The organism is Ensifer sp. ENS08, from assembly GCF_014852195.1.
Lineage (GTDB): Bacteria > Pseudomonadota > Alphaproteobacteria > Rhizobiales > Rhizobiaceae > Ensifer > Ensifer adhaerens.
In genome coordinates, this window is the sequence record NZ_JACVBF010000021.1 from 48493 (window position 1) to 61962 (window position 13470).

Sequence of the window (13470 nt, forward strand, 5' to 3'; positions counted from 1 at the left end):
AGTCGAAATATTCTCCGGGGGCACACGCTATAAGCGTATACATCCATACTTAGTGTTTTTGTAAATCAAAATATACTTCGAACAACTCAAGAACAAAGTTGTACAAATGTGCAATTTCCGCGGCCGCGCAGCGGCTCGCTCTCTTGCTCGACCGTTGTTCCGCATCCACGCAATGCACGATCGCGTGAATTTATGCATCGCGAACGGCCGTGGAAACGTTTCATCGGCTCACATAGGCACCTGCTGAACGCAGATAGACCCCAAAACTGACGATTGGCGATTGACAAGCCGGTCCGGTTGGCTCCATCTATTGCATTACAAAGGCAGCAATTCCTTAATAAAGGAATATGTGGAGGAGCATATGCCTGACATGCTGGTGAGCTTGTATTCGCCGATCCTCGGTGAACTCAAGCGCAGAACAAAAACCGACAAGGTGACGATCCGTCCCGCCTTGCCGCCGGAAATGGGCCTGGTCGTCGGCTGGGTTCGGGAGAATTTCAGCGAGAACTGGGCGAGCGAGGTGACTGTCGCCTTCACGCGCAGGCCCGTCGCCTGTCTTATCGCGGTTGACGACGGCAAGCTCGTCGGCTTCGCCTGCTACGACACGACCGCTCCCGGCTTCTTCGGCCCGACTGGCGTCGATCCCGTCGCCCGCGGCAAGGGCATCGGCGTCGCCCTGCTTTCCGATTGCCTCGACACCATGAAGACGCTTGGCCACGCCTATGCCTTCATCGGCGACGCCGGCCCGGTCGATTTCTACGCAAAGACCGTAGGCGCCGTGCCGATCCCCGCCCCCGACAAGGGGATCTACCAGGGCATGCTGCGCCGCCCCTCCAAATAATTCCAATCTCGGAGCCTCTGAATGTCCTCGACACCCCTCGCCCTTTTTGTCGGTCTTCCGAACCCTACGCTTTCGGACGACGAGTTCGCCCTGTTTCGCGAAACCAACCCGCTCGGTCTCTTCGTTGGCCGCCGTAACCTGCGTGATCCGCAGCAGGCAAAGGCTCTGATCGAACGCTTCCGCGAAGCCGTCGGCCGCGAAGACGCTCCCGTCTTCACCGACCAGGAAGGCGGACGCGTTCAGCATCTCGACGCCGGCCCCTGGCCGCTGTTCCGCTCCTTCGGCGAATTCGCCGAACTCGCCCGCCGTGACTATGCCCTCGGCAAGAAGGCCCTGCGCCTGTCAAGCCAGGCCATGGGCACGATGATGACCGATCTTGGCCTGACGAGCGGCTGCTCGCCGGTGCTCGACCTCGTCTTCTCGACGACGAGCTCCGTCATTGGCGCCCGCGCCTTCGGCGCCGACCCGGACTTCATCGCCGCACTCGGCCGCGAAGTGGTCGACGGCCTGCTCGAGACCGGCAACATGCCGATCATGAAGCACATTCCCGGCCATGGCCGCGCGACGCTCGATTCGCACAAGGAGCGCCCGGTCGTCGACGCCTCGCGTGAATTGCTGACGTCCACCGATTTCAAGCCCTTCGTCGCCCTGCGTGACACGCCCTGGGCCATGGTCGCCCACGTCGTTTACTCGGCCTTCGACAAGGAACTGCCGGCGTCCATCTCGCCGATCATGCACGACGTCATCCGCAACAACATGGGCTATGACGGCGTCCTCATCTCCGACTGCATCTTCATGGAATCGCTGCGCGGCACCCTGCCGGAGCGTGTTCGCCAGGTGCTCGATGCCGGCTTCGACATCGCGCTCCACAGCCATGGTGATCTCGCCGAAAGCGAAGCGGCAGCCAAGGCGGCAAGCCCGCTGACCGCCGCCGCGCAGAAACGCATCGACGCCGCCAACGCCCGGCTCGGCACGCTCAAGGTCGACGTGCGCGCCGTGCATGCGGAAGTCGAGGACATGTTCAACAGCGCCCTCGTTGCCTGACCGAAACAAGAAATCCTAGCGATCTAAAAGGGGAACTACCGTGAAAAAATCGCTTCTCGGCGCAGCCACCGCGCTCGCCCTCATCGCCGGCCCGGCGGCGGCACAAACGGTGCTGACGGCCAATATCGAGCCGGCGACCACCTGGGTTCGCAACTTCAACCCGTTCAACCAGACCTCGGCGCGCCAGAGCACGCTCGACTTCATCTACGAGCCGCTGGTCGTCTTCAACCGTTTCGACGGCAACAAGCCGGTCTTCCGGCTGGCCGAAAGCTTCAAGCTCTCGGACGACCTGAAGTCGATCGAGTTCAAGCTTCGTCCGAACCTCAAGTGGTCCGACGGCAAGCCGCTGACGGCGACCGACGTCAAGTTCACCTACGACTACCTGAAGAAGTTCCCGGCGCTCGACTTCGTCAGCATCTGGACCTTCATCACCGGTGTCGATGCCGTGGACGGTGAGACCGTGCGCTTCACGCTCGCCAATCCGAGCTCGCTTGCAGCCGAACAGCTGGCGCAGCTGCCGATCGTGCCCGAGCACGTCTGGAAGGACATTGCCGAGCCGGTCACCTTCGCCAACGAAACGCCCGTCGGCAGCGGTCCGCTGACCGAAATCCCGCGCTTCACCGGCCAGACCTACGACCAGTGCCGCAACCCGCACTACTGGGACGCAGCAACGCTCAAGGTCGACTGCGTGCGCTTCCCGCAGCTTGCCGACAATAACCAGATCCTGACGGCGACCGCGTCGGGCACGCTCGACTGGGGCGTCTCCTTCATCCCGGATATCGAGAACGTCTATGTCGCCAAGGATCCGGAACACTTCCACTTCTGGTATTCGCCAAGCAGCATGGTCGCCTTCCTGTTCAACCAGGAAACGGCGAACGAAAACAACCGCAAGGCCTTCAACGACGTGAAGTTCCGCCGTGCCGCCTCGATGGCGCTCGACCGCGGCACCATGGTCGACGTTGCCGGCTACGGCTACCCGACGCTCAACGAAGACCCGGCAGGAATGGGCGAGCTCTACAAGAGCTGGGCCGATCCGTCAGTCGCGGCCGATTTCGGCAAGTACGGCAAGTACGATGCGGATGCCGCCAAGGCGCTGCTCGACGAGGCCGGCTACGCCGACAAGGATGGCGACGGCTTCCGCGACAACCCGGATGGCAGCAAGATCTCGTTCTCGATCATCGTTCCGAGCTCCTGGACCGACTGGATCGACACGGTGACGATCGCCGTCGAGGGCCTGCAGGCCGTCGGCCTCGACGCCAAGATCGAGACGCCCGAGGAAGCGGTCTGGACCGGCAACCTCATCAACGGCACCTTCGATGCGGCGATCAACAGCCTGCCGGCATCGGCCTCGCCCTACTACCCCTACAAGCGCGCCTTCAGCGCGTCGGACAAGGGCAAGACCCGCTTTACCTCGCAACGCTGGTTCAATCCGGATGTCGAAGCGCTTCTGACCGAGTTCACCCAGACCGCGGACCCGGCCAAGCAGAAGGAAGCGATGAACAAGGCACAGCGCATCGTCGCCGAAAACATGCCGATGATCCCGGTGTTCAACAACCCGAACTGGTACCAGTACAACACCAAGCGCTTCAAGGGCTGGGCGACGGCGGAAAACCCCTTCGTCAACCCGTCGATCACCCGCAACAACCCGGCGCGTCTTCTGCACCTGCTGGCGCTTGAACCGGTGAAGTAATCCCTGATCGAAGGCGCGGCGCCCTTTCGGACGACGACCCGGGAGGGCGCCGCATCTCGATCGGCAACGGTGGCGGGCGCCTTTCGCCCGCCACGCAATCGTCCTTGGGGTCAGTCTCCACGGGCGGTTCGACAAGAAGACAGCCCTGCCGCCTGACGCGCGCTTGCGGCAGCCGCAGTCGATGGAGTTCCCTATGGCTTTTCTGCTACGCCGCCTCTGCTTCTATCTGGCGGCCTTCGTCGCGGCGGCGACGATCAACTTTTTCCTGCCGCGGCTGATGCCCGGTGACCCGGTGCAGATCATGTTTTCGAGCGCCGGCGCTGAACTGCCGCCCGAAAGCCTGCAGGCCCTGAAACTCACCTTCGGCTTCGTCGATGGCCCCCTTTGGCAGCAGTACCTCACCTATCTCGGCAGCATCTTCAACGGCGACCTCGGCCGTTCCATCAAGTATTTCCCGCTGCCGGTGACCACCGTGCTCGGCAACGCACTCGTCTGGACCGTCGGCCTGATGGGAACCGCCACCATCGTCAGTTTCGCGCTCGGCACCTTCCTCGGCATTCTCGCGGCCTGGCGCCGTGGCAGCCTGTTTGACGTCATCGTTTCCGTCGGCGCGATCTTCGCGACCTCGGTTCCCGCCGTCGTCACCTCGCTGATCGTCGTCTTCACCTTCGGCTTCACGCTTGGCTGGTTCCCGACCGGCTATGCCGCCGATCCGGCGCTCGATCCCGCCTTCACGTTCGAATATTTCGGCAGCATCCTCTACCACGGCATCCTGCCGATGCTGACGCTCTGCGCCGTTCTGACCGGCGGCTTCGCCGTGACCATGCGCAACAACATGATCAACCTGCTCGGCGAAGACTACATCGTCATGGCCCGCGCCAAGGGGCTTTCCGACACCCGCGTGATGATCTGGTATGCGGCGCGCAACGCCCTGCTGCCGACCGTCTCGAGCCTTGCCATCGCCATCGGCACGGTGCTCGGCGGCTCGCTGGTGACCGAGGTGGTGTTCAACTATCCGGGCCTCGGCAACATTCTCTACCAGGCGATCCTCGCCCGCGATTACCCCGTCATCCAGGGACAGCTCTTGATCATGACCGCCACCATGCTCATTGCCAATTTCGTCGTCGACGTCAGCTACGTGCTGCTCGACCCGCGACTGAAGAGGGCGTGATATGAAAACCTCCTCCTTTCCGCTCATCCACAACCGCAAGGCCATGGTCGGCGCGCTGATCGTCGCCTTCATCCTGGCTGTCGCGATCGCAGCCCCCTTGCTGACCTCCTATGACCCGGGCGCGCGCGTCGGACGGCCGCATCAGTCACCGTCGCTCGAGCACTGGCTCGGTACCACCCGTATCGGCCAGGACGTCTTCGCCCGCCTCATCTACGGCGCACGCACGTCGCTCGCCGTCGGCTTCGGCGCCGGGCTTCTGATCACCATTGTTGGCACAGCACTCGGCATCATCGCCGGCTATCGCGGCGGCAAGATCGACGAGGTCATCAGCTTCTTCACCAACATGGTGCTGGTCGTGCCGAACCTGCCGCTGCTGCTCGTGCTTGCCGCCTTCATCGGCCAGGCAAGCCCGTGGGTCATCGCGCTCATTCTCGGCTGCACGTCCTGGGCCTGGGGTGCCCGCGTCACCCGCGCAGAGACGCTGTCGGTCAAACAGAAGGACTATGTGAAGTCCGCCGAGATGATGGGCGAGCCACGCTGGCGCATCATGACCTTCGAAATCTTCCCCAACCTCATCTCGATCGTCGGCATCAACTTCATCGGCAGTGTGATCTTCGCGATCATCACCCAGGCGACGCTCGAGTTCCTGGGCCTCGGCGATCCCAAAGTCGTTTCCTGGGGCACGATGCTCTATGCGGCGCAGAAGGCCTCCGCCCTTTCGGTCGGCGCCTGGTGGGACATCCTGACGCCCTGCTTCGCGCTCGCCTTCCTCGGCATCGGCCTGTCGCTGCTCAACTTCGCCGTCGACGAAATCGCCAATCCGCGGCTTCGCACCGGCAACCGGCTCGGCCGCTGGTCCGCGCTCATCCGCTCCGGGGAGGGCCGCCTGTGACCGCACCTTTGCTTTCGGTCAAGAACCTGACCATCGATTACATTGGCGAGACCAACGATTTCCGCGCCGTCGACAATGTCAGCTTCGACGTTGCCCCCGGTGAGGTCTTCGGCCTTGCCGGCGAATCCGGCTGCGGCAAGAGCACGATCGCCTTTGCCATCAGCCGGCTGCACAAGCCGCCGGCGCTGATCCGCAAGGAAAGCGCCATCCTGCTCGACGGCCGCGACGTGCTCGACCTCGACCAGAAGGATCTCGCCGACTTCCGCTGGCGCGAAGTGGCGATGGTGTTCCAGAGCGCAATGAACTCACTGAACCCGGTGTTGCGCATCGAACAGCAGTTCTACGACGTCTTGAAGACGCACAAGCGCATCACCCGCGCACAGGCGCGTGATCGCACCGCCGAGATGCTCAAGCTCGTCGATATCTCGCCGGACCGGATGCGCGATTATCCGCACCAGTTTTCCGGCGGCATGCGCCAGCGCATCGTCATCGCCATCTGCCTTGCGCTCGATCCGCGGCTGATCGTCATGGACGAGCCGACGACGGCGCTCGACGTGGTGGTGCAGCGCGAAATCCTGCAGCGGATCAACGAACTCCGGCGCAAGCTCGGTTTTGCCGTGCTCTTCATTACCCACGACCTCGGGCTGATGGTGCAGTTCTGCGACCGCATCGGCATCATGCTCGGCGGCAAGCTGGTCGAACAGGGCACCGCCGACGCCATCTACCGGACACCGGAGCACGACTATACCAAGAAGCTCTGGGCCTCCTTCCCCTCGCTGCACGGAGGCGTTCTTCGATGACCGGCATGTCCGCACCCATTCTTACCCTGGACAAGGTCAGCAAGACCTTCGGCAATGGCCCCGCCGCCGTGCGCGCGGCGAGGGCTATCTCGTTCTCATTGCATGCGGGCCGGGCGCTTGCCGTCGTTGGCGAATCCGGCAGCGGCAAGACCACCTGCGCCCGCATCGCCATGCGCGAATACGAGCCGAGCGAAGGACGGCTGCTCTATAAGGGCAAGCCCGTCGACGCGGCCGGATCCAAGGAAATCGCCGACTATCGCCGCTCGGTGCAGATGATCTTCCAGGATCCCTTCGCTTCGCTCAATCCGGCCCACACCATCGCCTACCACCTGAAGCGGCCGCTGATGCTGCACCGTGCTGACATCAGGGGTGCGGCGGTCGACGAAGAGATCAAGGCCCTGCTTCGGCAGGTGAAGCTCGATCCTGAGATCGTCGCGCCGAAATACCCTCACGAACTTTCCGGTGGCCAGCGCCAGCGCGTCAACATCGCGCGGGCGCTCGCGGCCAAGCCCGAAGTCATCGTCGCCGATGAGCCGACCTCGATGCTCGACGTTTCCGTGCGGCTCGGCGTGCTCAATCTCTTGAGCGAAATGAAGCGCGAGATGAATCTCGGCCTGCTCTACATCACCCACGACATCGCGACGGCCCGCTACGTCGCCGAGGATATCGCGGTGATGTATGCAGGCCAGATCGTCGAATGGGGCAACACCGGCAAGGTCATCGACAACCCGGCCCATCCCTATACCAAGCTGCTGCTCTCGGCGGTGCCGGATCCGGACATCCGCTTCGACGATCCGAACGCGCAGGTCAGTTCCGCTGAAGCCGATGAAACGCGCCGGCGTTCGGCGGCGACCCAAGAGACAATCCGCGAAGTCGAGCCCGATCATTTCGTGCGCGCGGCCTGAGCCGCCCACCGACTAGCTAAAGCAAAAACGCCCCGCTTACCGCGGGGCGTTTTTGTTTGGTCGCGAAAAGCGCAACCCCGTCGATTTTTGGCCCGGCGCCCTCGTGCGCCGGGCCATAAAATCAGGCGGCTTCGCGCTTTTCGACGTCGGTCGGAACGGTGGAGATCGTCTTCAGGATCTGCGAAGCGATCTGGTAGGGGTCGCCCTTGGAGTTCGGGCGGCGATCTTCGAGATAGCCCTTGTAGTCGTTGTTGACGAAGCTGTGCGGAACGCGGATCGACGCACCACGGTCAGCAACACCGTAGCTGAACTGGTGGATCGAAGCGGTTTCGTGCTTGCCGGTCAGGCGCATGTGATTGTCTGGGCCGTAGACGGCGATGTGATCGGCACGAGCTTCGGCGAAAGCAGCCATCAGCTCTTCGAAGTATTCCTTGCCACCGACTTCGCGCATGTAGGCGGTCGAGAAGTTGGCATGCATGCCCGAGCCGTTCCAGTCGGTGTCGCCGAGCGGCTTGCAGTGGTATTCGACGTCGATGCCGTACTTTTCGGTCAGGCGCTGCAGCAGGTAGCGGGCAAGCCAGATTTCGTCGGCAGCCTTGCGCGAGCCCTTGCCGAACACCTGGAATTCCCACTGGCCCTTGGCGACTTCCGCATTGATGCCTTCATGGTTGATACCGGCAGCCAGGCAGATGTCGAGATGCTCTTCGACGATCTTGCGGGCCACGTCGCCAACGTTGCTGAAGCCGACGCCGCAGTAGTAGGGGCCTTGCGGCGCGGGGTAACCGGCATCCGGGAAGCCGAGCGGGCGGCCGTTCTGATAGAAGAAGTATTCCTGCTCGAAACCGAACCAGGCGCCGTCGTCATCCAGAACCGTAGCGCGGGTGTTGGACGGATGCGGCGTCTTGGCATCCGGCATCATGACTTCGCAAAGGACGAGAACGCCGTTCTTGCGCTCCGGATCCGGATAGACGGCGACCGGCTTCAGCACGCAGTCCGAGCTGCTGCCTTCGGCCTGCATCGTCGACGAACCGTCGAAGCCCCAGAAGGGCAGCTGTTCCAGCGTCGGGAAAGCATCGAATTCCTTGATCAGGGTCTTGCCGCGCAGGTTCGGGGTGGGCTTGTAACCGTCGAGCCAGATGTATTCGAGCTTAAACTTTGTCATTTCGTTCTCTCACATGACGCCAGGAATGGCTTGGTTCCGAAGCGGTTGGGCAATCCAGACTGGCTGCCCGACGACCGATGAGCGTTAAGAAGCATTAATCGTGCCAACTCGGATTGAGCGTCGAGAATCCAGAAAAAAGGGTCACTAGAGGCAGGTGCGAGCGCGGCCGAACCGATGGCACAGCGCAAGGAAGCAGCGATTCGCACAAAAAATAGGCAAAACCTGCCCGACTCCGCGGCAAAGCAGGGCGGCAAGTCTGCGATCAAAGATCCAGCGTCAGTAGATGCCGGCGATTGCCTGCAAAACGTGCAGTGGCGCAATGAACCGGACAGGTCAACTTCAGCGCCCGACGACGCATTGGCGCATGATCGCGGGCAGGACCTTGAACAGCCGCGCGTCCTCGCACTGGGAAACATTGAAGCGCATGAAGCCGTTGGCGGTTCCGGCGTGAGAGAAGACGTTGCCGGGCGCCAGCACGATTTCCTGCTGCAGCGATTTCTGCGCCACCTCGGCCGCGTCGATGCCATCGGGCAAACGGCACCAGAGAAACATGCCGGCCTGCGGCTCGATCCATGGCGTGATGCCGATCTCGCCGAGCCGCGCCGCCGTCTCGTTCATCGACCGTGCCAGGCGCTCGCGCAGCGCCTCCATGTGCTTGCGGTAGCTGCCGTCCTTGAGCATCGCAAAAACCAGCTCCGCCGCAAGGCTCGGCCCGCCGAACGTGGTGGCGATCTTCAGGTCGACCAGCCCCTCGATCCACCCCCGCGGCGCGGCGATGAAGCCGCAGCGGATGGAGGCCGAGAGAGTCTTGGAGAAGCTGCCGATCTGCACGACACGCTCGAGCCCGTCGAAGGCGGCAAGCCGCGGCGCCGGCGTATGCTCGAAATCGGCGAAGATATCGTCCTCGACGATCGTCAGCCCGGCCTGTTCGGCGAGCTTCAGCAGACGATGGGCAACGACCGGCGAGAGCGTGGCGCTTGTCGGATTGTGAAGCCCGGAATTGGTGATGTAGAGCCGCGGCCGGTGGGTTGCGAGAACCTCAGCGAATTTCTCGAGATCGGGCCCCGAAGGCGTATAGGGCACGCTTACGACCTCTGCCCGATGGGCGCGCAGCAGAGCATGGAAATTGAAATAGCAGGGGTCGTCGACCACGACCGTATCGCCTGGCTCAATCAGGAAGCGGCAGAGCAGATCGATCGCCTGCGTCCCGGATTCCGTCAGGATGATCTGGTCGGGCGATGCCTCGACACCGTGCTCGCCGAGACGCCGCGCCAGAAGCTGGCGTAAGGGCCGATGGCCAAGCGGCGTTCCGTAGTCCGTCAGCCCGCTCGCCTCCAGCTTGGATGCCGATTTAAGAGCACGGCGGATTGCAGTTTCCGGCATCCAGCTCGGCGGCAGCCAGCCGCAGCCGGGCTTCAGCACGCTATCGCCCGTTTCCAGCGCCTGGCGCGACACCCACAGCGGATCGACGGCCCGGTCGAGCCGCGGACCGATCTCGGCCAAAGACAGAGGCGCCAGCGGCGCCGCCACGAAGAAGCCGGCGCCGGGCTTCGAGCGAATGACACCTTCGGCCACCAGCCGTTCATAGGCTTCGACGACGGTGGATTTCGAAACGCGCATGGTGTTGGCGAAGGCGCGGATCGACGGAAGCTTCGCCCCCGGCGTTAGGACACGCCCGGCGATCCGCTGCCGGATCGTCGATATCACGCCTTCGAGCAGCGTTTCGCTGCCGAGCTCCAACTCCTGAACCGTCATCCGTACTGCTCATACATCCAATACAGTTTTGCAAAACTGTACCGCATTGTCTCTGGCAGAGCCAGTCCGTTCGACGGATACAGACGAAAAAGGAGAATGCTATGGACAAGACGGCAGACGGTTGGATGAGCGGTTTTCTCGGGGTGCTGATCTTCAGCGGATCATTGCCAGCGACCCGCGTCGCAGTGATGGACTTTGATCCGGTGTTTCTGACAGTCGCGCGCGCGGCGATCGCCGGCCTGCTCGGCCTCTTGCTGCTTCTCATCTTCCGCCAGCCGCGACCGGCGAAGGCCGATCTCGTTTCGCTGGCAATCGTCGCCTTCGGCGTCGTGCTCGGCTTTCCGCTGCTAACCGCGCTGGCCTTGCAGCACGTCACCTCGGCGCATCTGATCGTCTTCGTCGGACTTCTGCCATTGGCAACCGCGATCTTCGGCGTGCTTCGTGCCGGCGAGCGGCCGCGCCCAGCCTTCTGGTTCTTTTCCTCGCTCGGCAGCGCCGCGGTCGTCGGTTTCGCGCTGGTGCAGGGCTTTGCCGCATCGCCCGTCGGCGACCTCCTGATGCTCGGCGCCATCATTGTCTGCGGCCTCGGCTATGCCGAAGGCGCCAGCCTTTCGCGCAAGCTTGGCGGCTGGCAGGTGATCTGCTGGGCGCTGGTCCTGTCCTTGCCGATCATGCTGGCGCTGACGCTCTTCACGCTGCCGGCCTCCTTCGCAGCCGTCACCAACGGCGCCTGGGCGGGCCTTGCCTATGTCTCGCTCTTCAGCATGCTCGTCGGCTTTGTCTTCTGGTATCGCGGCCTTGCGCTCGGCGGCGTCGCCGGCGTCGGACAGTTGCAGTTGCTGCAGCCCTTCTTCGGCCTGGCACTCGCTGCAACACTTCTCGGCGAGCCGGTCAGCTGGAGCATGCTGGCCGCGACCGGCGCGATCGTGCTCTGCGTTGCCGGCGCCAAGAAATTCGCGAAATAGGCGGCTTTTCACGGGGCGGCGCAGCCCAAGCCCTTCAGAGGCGGTCGAGCTTCAACCGCGCGCCGAGCAGATCGAGAAAGCGGCGGATCTTTGCAGATGGGGTCCGCCCTTCCAACCACAGCGCATGGATCGGCACCGGGGCCGGCTCGAAGTCTTCAAGCACGGTTTCGACCTTGTCGGCATCGATCAGATGTTTGATCTGCCAGAGCGGCGAAAAGCCAAGGCCGAGGCCCTGCTCCACCGCCGCATAGATCGCATTCATCGAGTTGGTGCGAAACCCGCCGCTCACCTTGACGGCGCGAGCCCGCCCGTCGATGCTGAACATCCAGACGCCGGGTCGCTCGTCGCCCGTGCGCGTGACGCAACGATGCGCAGAAAGTTCCTGCGGATGAGACGGCCGGCCGAAGCTCGCAAAATAGGCGGGCGAGCCGAAGACGACGCGGCGAAGCGCGCCCAGGCGCTTGCCGGTCAGGCCAGAATCCTGCAGATCGCCGATCCGCAAGACCAGATCGAGTCCGCTCGCTGCCAGATCGACGAAGGCATCGGAGAGGTCGAGATCGACCTCGACTTCCGGATATTTCGCCATGTACTCGGCGATCACAGGTATCAGGAACCGCGGCGCAAACAGATTGGGCGCCCCAAGGCGCAGCACGCCTGACGGCTCGGAGCGCCGCTGTGCGGCCTCCTCGCGCGCGTCGTGTATCTCCTCCACCGCAGGCTTGATGCGCAGATAAAAGCTCTCGCCCGCCTCGCTCGGCATTGAGCGGCGGGTCGTGCGATGCACCAGCTCGACACCGACATCGGCTTCGAGCATGGCGAGCGACCGGCTGATGGTCTGGAGCGGTCTGCCCAGGCGTTTCGCCGCGGCCGTCAGGCTCCCCTGCTCGACGATGGCCAGAAAGGCCTCCAGATCTTCGATGCGGCTCATTCGATAATCCCGTTTTGCTGGAGAATAAATCACATTTTGCGTCGATTGTCCGCATTGTTGTGCAGCACTAGCTTGAGATCGTCACATCACGACGGCTCGAAAGGCAGACCCCATGAACCAGCGCTCCAACACGATCCTTGTCGTCGGTGCCACCGGCCGCTTCGCCGGCCTTGTCCTTCCCGAACTGGCGCGGCGCGGCGCCAGGGTCCGTGCCCTCATCCGCGACGAAGCGCAGGGCACGATTGCGAAATCGCTCGGTGCATCGGAGATCGCGATCGGCGATCTGCGCGAGCGCACCAGCCTTGACCGGGCACTTGAGGGCGCTGACGGCGTCTTCCACATCGGCCCGGCCTTTGCGCCGGACGAGGCGGCGATGGGCGTATCGATGGTCGAAGCCGCCGTTCGCGCCAGCGTCCGGAAGTTCGTTTTCTCCTCGGTCATCCAGCCAACCCATGTGCGGCTGAAGAACCATGCAGCCAAGATCCCGGTGGAGGACGCGCTCTATTCCTCGCCGCTCGAATACACCATTTTGCATCCGGCAAACTTCATGCAGAACCTGCGGTCGGCCTGGGCGAGCGTGCTTGCCACCGGCAGCTTCGCCGAGCCGTTTCCGACAGCAACGCGCATCGCCCGTGTCGACTACCGTGATGTCGCTGAAGTCGCGGCCATTGCCCTCACGGAGGACCGGCTCGCCTATGCGACGCTGGAACTTAGCGCCGAGGGCCGGCACAACCGCGAGGAAATCGCCCGAATGATGAGCGCCGCGCTCGGTCGGCCGATCGTTGCGGCAACCATCGGCTTTCACGAATGGGCAAAACCGATCGCCGCGAAATACACCGACCACCAGCTGGAGCTGCTGTCCAAGGTTCACGCCCACTATGCCGAAGTCGGACTTGGCGGAAACAGCCTGACGCTGCGCGCCGCTCTTCAGCGCGAACCGCGCAATCTCGAGAGTTTCATTCGCGAGCTGGCGCAGGCCTAACGGTCGGCGGCCACACCTATTCCCTTACCCCCGGAGTTCACCTCATGTCAAAAAAGCTTCCGCATCGATACCAGGCCATCGTCATGCCGCTTGTTCTTTCCGTCCTGATGTCGGGCATCGTCTCCTTCGTCTCGACGGCCATCGGCAACGGCATCCATCCCGATATTCTCGCACTATGGATCAAGGCCTGGGCTTTCTCCTGGCTGGTCGCCTTTCCGAGCCTGCTCGTGGTTCTTCCGCTCGTGCGCCGCATCGTGGCGGCGACCGTCGAACAGCCGCGCAGCAACTGACCGATCTCGCGCTATTCACCCCGAGCCGACCTTTCGGGCGCAACC

At 63.1% G+C, this 13470-nt stretch carries 13 protein-coding genes; 10 read left to right on the forward strand and 3 right to left on the reverse strand.

Annotation, left to right across the window (positions count from 1 at the left end; genetic code table 11):
- The first annotated feature begins 361 nt into the window (after positions 1-361).
- The 7 genes from IB272_RS30450 to IB272_RS30480 all read left to right on the forward strand — a co-directional run bounded on the left by IB272_RS30450 (position 362) and on the right by IB272_RS30480 (position 7343).
- Positions 362-841: a GNAT family N-acetyltransferase gene (locus tag IB272_RS30450; RefSeq protein ID WP_034790046.1), complete on the forward strand. Its 480-nt coding sequence runs from the start codon at positions 362-364 to the stop codon at positions 839-841.
- A 21-nt stretch (positions 842-862) separates the two neighbouring features.
- Positions 863-1885, forward strand: a complete 1023-nt coding sequence (locus tag IB272_RS30455; protein ID WP_034790067.1) for a glycoside hydrolase family 3 N-terminal domain-containing protein — start codon at positions 863-865, stop codon at positions 1883-1885.
- Between the two features lie 40 nt (positions 1886-1925).
- On the forward strand, positions 1926-3575 hold the full coding sequence (locus IB272_RS30460; protein ID WP_090427675.1) for an ABC transporter substrate-binding protein: 1650 nt from the start codon (positions 1926-1928) through the stop codon (positions 3573-3575).
- A gap of 193 nt (positions 3576-3768) precedes the next feature.
- Positions 3769-4746: an ABC transporter permease gene (locus tag IB272_RS30465; RefSeq protein ID WP_192445657.1), complete on the forward strand. Its 978-nt coding sequence runs from the start codon at positions 3769-3771 to the stop codon at positions 4744-4746.
- 1 nt (position 4747) lies between these two features.
- Entirely contained in the window at positions 4748-5638 is an 891-nt protein-coding gene (locus IB272_RS30470) for an ABC transporter permease (RefSeq protein ID WP_034790082.1), read from the forward strand.
- Entirely contained in the window at positions 5635-6438 is an 804-nt protein-coding gene (locus tag IB272_RS30475; RefSeq protein ID WP_034790084.1) for an ABC transporter ATP-binding protein, read from the forward strand. Before IB272_RS30470 ends, IB272_RS30475 begins: the two co-directional genes overlap by 4 nt.
- Before the next feature lie 5 nt (positions 6439-6443).
- The gene (locus IB272_RS30480) at positions 6444-7343 is read left to right on the forward strand and encodes an ATP-binding cassette domain-containing protein (protein ID WP_034790305.1); all 900 of its coding nucleotides are present in this window, start codon (positions 6444-6446) and stop codon (positions 7341-7343) included.
- A 121-nt stretch (positions 7344-7464) separates the two neighbouring features.
- On the opposite strand, the gene IB272_RS30485 is transcribed toward IB272_RS30480, so the two are convergent.
- Positions 7465-8505 (reverse strand): glutamine synthetase beta-grasp domain-containing protein, encoded by a 1041-nt coding sequence (locus IB272_RS30485; RefSeq protein WP_034790086.1) that lies wholly within the window; start codon positions 8503-8505, stop codon positions 7465-7467.
- A gap of 339 nt (positions 8506-8844) precedes the next feature.
- Positions 8845-10260 carry a PLP-dependent aminotransferase family protein gene (locus IB272_RS30490; RefSeq protein ID WP_192445658.1) on the reverse strand — a complete coding sequence of 472 codons (1416 nt, stop codon included), beginning with the start codon at positions 10258-10260 and terminating at the stop codon, positions 8845-8847.
- Between the two features lie 101 nt (positions 10261-10361).
- Between IB272_RS30490 and IB272_RS30495 the strand changes: the two genes are divergently transcribed.
- Entirely contained in the window at positions 10362-11225 is an 864-nt protein-coding gene (locus IB272_RS30495; RefSeq protein WP_034790119.1) for a DMT family transporter, read from the forward strand.
- Positions 11226-11259: 34 nt separating this feature from the next.
- Here the strand turns inward: IB272_RS30495 and IB272_RS30500 are convergent, their stop codons facing one another.
- Positions 11260-12153, reverse strand: a complete 894-nt coding sequence (locus tag IB272_RS30500; RefSeq protein ID WP_192445659.1) for a LysR family transcriptional regulator — start codon at positions 12151-12153, stop codon at positions 11260-11262.
- Between the two features lie 112 nt (positions 12154-12265).
- Between IB272_RS30500 and IB272_RS30505 the strand changes: the two genes are divergently transcribed.
- Together IB272_RS30505 and IB272_RS30510 are read left to right on the forward strand one after the other, a co-directional pair.
- Positions 12266-13135, forward strand: coding sequence for an NmrA family NAD(P)-binding protein (locus IB272_RS30505; protein WP_034790122.1), 870 nt, complete (start codon positions 12266-12268; stop codon positions 13133-13135).
- A gap of 44 nt (positions 13136-13179) precedes the next feature.
- Positions 13180-13425 carry a DUF2798 domain-containing protein gene (locus tag IB272_RS30510; protein WP_034790124.1) on the forward strand — a complete coding sequence of 82 codons (246 nt, stop codon included), beginning with the start codon at positions 13180-13182 and terminating at the stop codon, positions 13423-13425.
- Positions 13426-13470: the final 45 nt, after the last annotated feature.